This is a genomic window from thiotrophic endosymbiont of Bathymodiolus puteoserpentis (Logatchev) (assembly GCF_900127505.1).
GTDB lineage: Bacteria > Pseudomonadota > Gammaproteobacteria > PS1 > Pseudothioglobaceae > Thiodubiliella.
Genome location: NZ_UEXF01000038.1, coordinates 1 through 3583, shown reverse-complemented (window position 1 = coordinate 3583; position 3583 = coordinate 1). Strand labels below are relative to the sequence as shown.

Annotated in this window: 4 protein-coding genes; all 4 read right to left on the bottom strand. The window is 34.3% G+C overall.

The window, feature by feature from the left end; all coding sequences use genetic code 11:
• Positions 1-522 (bottom strand): UvrD-helicase domain-containing protein (locus BHECKSOX2_RS06220; RefSeq protein ID WP_180323689.1); only part of this gene is annotated, 522 nt, incomplete at its 3' end.
• Complete coding sequence (locus tag BHECKSOX2_RS06215; RefSeq protein ID WP_139682909.1) at positions 519-1073, bottom strand: RloB family protein; 555 nt, start codon at positions 1071-1073, stop codon at positions 519-521. The genes BHECKSOX2_RS06220 and BHECKSOX2_RS06215, both read right to left, overlap by 4 nt.
• Position 1074: 1 nt before the next feature.
• The gene (locus BHECKSOX2_RS06210) at positions 1075-2256 is read right to left on the bottom strand and encodes an AAA family ATPase (RefSeq protein ID WP_139682908.1); all 1182 of its coding nucleotides are present in this window, start codon (positions 2254-2256) and stop codon (positions 1075-1077) included.
• A 211-nt stretch (positions 2257-2467) separates the two neighbouring features.
• Positions 2468-3583: arginine--tRNA ligase (argS, locus tag BHECKSOX2_RS06205; RefSeq protein WP_139682907.1), on the bottom strand; the 1116-nt coding region annotated here is incomplete at its 5' end.

The following is a 3583-nucleotide window of genomic DNA, read 5'->3' as shown; positions in this document are numbered from 1 at the left end:
ATGCAATAACAAATCGGCAATTGCTCTGCCTTGCTGCTTATCATCAATCATCAGTAATACTTGCTCAGTCGCATATCGATAAGCATTATCACGCGCCCAATTTTCAGCCATAATTTGGCGTGGCACGAGTTGTGATGGCAACGGATAACGATTATTAATTAGGCTGTATAACCCATCAATAGTGGATATTTTTAATCGCTTTGGATTTTGTAATAACTGCCATTCCTTCTCATCCGAGCGTTGCATTACCTGCGATGCTAATTCGTAAGTTATTTGCTTATGTGGCTCTTTTGGTTTAGGTTTAAAACTGGATTTCAAAGCCGATAAAACACGCTGGGTCATCTCATCAACTGCCTTATTAGTAAAGGTCATTGCCATGATATTCTCAGGCTCATCAGATACTGACAACAACTTTAAATAGCGTTGCGTTAATAACTCAGTTTTGCCTGAACCCGCAGGCGCTTGCACGATAAAAGACTGGCTAATGTCTAAGGTCTGGTCTCTTTGTACTTGGTCACTCATTGGTTCTTGATATTTTGCAAATACCTGACCAACTCGTTGATATTGATGTTTTGATTATTTTCAGCATTATTACAAGCATCAACTATTTTATCTCGCAACTCTACATAAATATCAGCATTAACTTTACTATAATCTGGAAAATATTTTTTAAACGCTTTGCTTTTTTGTAACTCGCTACAACTATTAAATGGTTTGCTTATTGGCTGAAAATGCAACAACAGCCAATATTCAAAACAAGGCTCGGAAAAAAAAACATGAAAATTGTTTAGACTTTGTATTTTTTGTTTATCCTGTTTATAGTGCTTAAAATTATCCTTATCGCCAATAAATAGAACTTGCGTAAATGGATTTTTTTCGTATTTCGCCTGATTAACTATCCTTATTACCTTTTCAAGCAGACTGCCCAAAGAGGTTTTATTAATATCTTTTATTTCAATAGATATTCTTAGATGCTGACAAAGTCCTTTAAAATAATATTGTTCTGTTTTCTTACCCTCACTAACTAGCAATACTCTATCTTTTAACGCCCTTTTCGTTAACTTTCTTGCCATGCTATCTTAAATATGGCACTGCACCATAGCGACCCGAAAGATAGAACTTTTCAATATTTTCTGCACCTTTTCGCACTGAAAAATCAGCCAAAGAAAACAACTCTGTAGCGTTATCTTCTTTTTCACAAAACCATACTTGATCGCGCCTAAAAATTTCTTGGTTTAATAATGAAGTTTCATGGGTAACAAAAATAAGCTGTGCGCCTTTTTTATTAATATCAGGATTATGAAACATTTGCACTAAATGCTCAACCAGTTTTGGGTGTAAGCTATTTTGCAATTCATCTAAAACCAAACAACAACCATTTTCTAAAGCGTTTAACCAAATCCCAACTAGAAAAAATATTTTTCGCGTTCCTTTTGATTCTTCATTAACATCAAAACTAATTTTATTACCTCCTATATTTCGCACAACTTCTATGATTTTTCCACCATAATAAGACGATTCGTGCTCTTCTGGATACCTTGTAACAATATCGCTGATATTAAGGTCTGCCATATACATAAAAGACAGCACTTTGTCTTTGTTGTTTTCTAAAAGATTAAGACTTTTATCAGCACCTAAAACCTTGCCAAGGTGGTTATCTAAAAAAATTTGGCTATACGATTGTTCAAAAAAATTATATATAGGCAACAACTGTTGACTATTCAACTCTACCGCTGTAGAGAAAAATAAAGAATAATCTTTAGTACTTTGTTGCCAAATTTTTTTATTACCCTTTAATGCTGTAGTCTCGTTCCAAATATTAGTATCTTCTCTTATGATTAGAGCTTGTGGTCTGCCTTTTGGATATTGATACAGCCATTCGTCAATAATTTTTTCTTGCGTTGCTGAAAAACCATAAACAAAACGCACGCCATTATAGACAAAATTAATCTCAAATTCTGTTGGATTGTTTGTAATATTTTCCAATAATAAGAACGGTTCAATATCATACAAGGACTTTGAATTTAGCACTAGCACTATAGATACAAATGTATTGAATGAGTTTACTAAATTAGACTTACCACTGGCATTTGCACCATAAATCACTGCGCTATTGAGCACATCAAGGGTTTTACCTGTGGATAAAGTGACAGTAGTAAAATTATTTTCCAGTTCATTCTTTTTGGTTTTTAGCAAACTGAGTGTTTGCTTTTCCTTGATAGAACGAAAATTGGTAACGCTGAACTCTAAAAGCATATTTATTTTGTACTAAAGATAAATTAAAATGCAAATTTTAACACTTTTTGACAAAAAATAGGGTTTATTTATAATTCAATCTAATTTTAACGGATATGTGGCTTTTTATCCGTTTTAACAATCTATATTTCTATTTTTAACCAAATTAAAACTGTTTTTTTGCTGTTTTTCGACTAAAACTTAATTTTATTTTGTTTTTTATCTATTTTAATTACATTTTTTCAGGTGCACTGACACCCAAGAGGCTCAACCCATTAGCAAGTATTTGCTGAGTGGCACTGATAAGCTGCAAACGAGAGGCTTGCAGAGTTTTATCATCAATCAAAAACTCACTATTGTTGTAATAACTGTGGAAATCGCCTGCCAAATCACGCAAATAATACGCCAAAATATGTGGCTCATAATTCAGTGCTGCATTTTTAACCATGTCTGAGTAACGACTAAGTTGTTTGATGAGTGCTTGCTCGTATTCGTTGTTAAGTAGTGTTAAATCTGGCGTTTGTGTGTTATTATCGGCCTTATCAAACACTGAGCAGATACGCGCGTGGGCATATTGAATATAAAACACGGGGTTTTCATTGGTTTTAGACTTTGCCAAATCCAAGTCAAAATCCATATGCTGGTCGGCTTTACGCAAAATATAGAAAAAACGCGCCGCATCATTACCCACTTCCTCTCGTAATTGTTTCAAAGTGACAAACGAACCACTGCGCGTTGACATGGCAACTTTCTCGCCATTTCTAAATAGATTAGCGAACTGCACCAATAAAATTTCCAACTTATCAGGATTGTGGTTAAGTGCCTTAATCGATGCCTTAACTCTTGCAATATAGCCATGATGGTCAGCGCCCCAAATATTAATTACTTTATCATAACCTCGTTCAAATTTTTCTAAATGATAGGCTATATCCGAAGCAAAATAAGTATGCATGCCATTATCACGCACCACTACACGGTCTAAGTCATCGCCAAAATCTGTGGTTTTAAACCAAAGCGCCCCTTCTTTTTCAACAATATGTCCAGATGCCTGTAAAACCTCAACTGTTTTCTTTGACAAACCTGAATCAACCAAAGACTGCTCGCTAAACCACTGTTGATACTCGACACCAAACTCAGCCAAATCTATCTTAATGTCAGTCAAAATACTGTCAATTGCTAAATCAAAGATTTTTTTGTAGTCATCACCCAATTGAGACTTGCAATTAGCAATTAAATCATCAATATGTTTTTCTTTATCGCCGCCATCTTTTTCGTCTTTACAAGCACCATTAAAAATATCAAATTTTTCAATGCCCTTAATTGTTTTGGCAATATCAAAAATATAATC

What these genes read in the sequence shown, in the direction of transcription:
- BHECKSOX2_RS06210 (WP_139682908.1), bottom strand. Translation starts at nt 2,256, where the DNA reads ATGCTTTTAGAGTTCAGCGTTACCAATTTTCGTTCTATCAAGGAAAAG.
- BHECKSOX2_RS06215 (WP_139682909.1), bottom strand. Translation starts at nt 1,073, where the DNA reads ATGGCAAGAAAGTTAACGAAAAGGGCGTTAAAAGATAGAGTATTGCTA.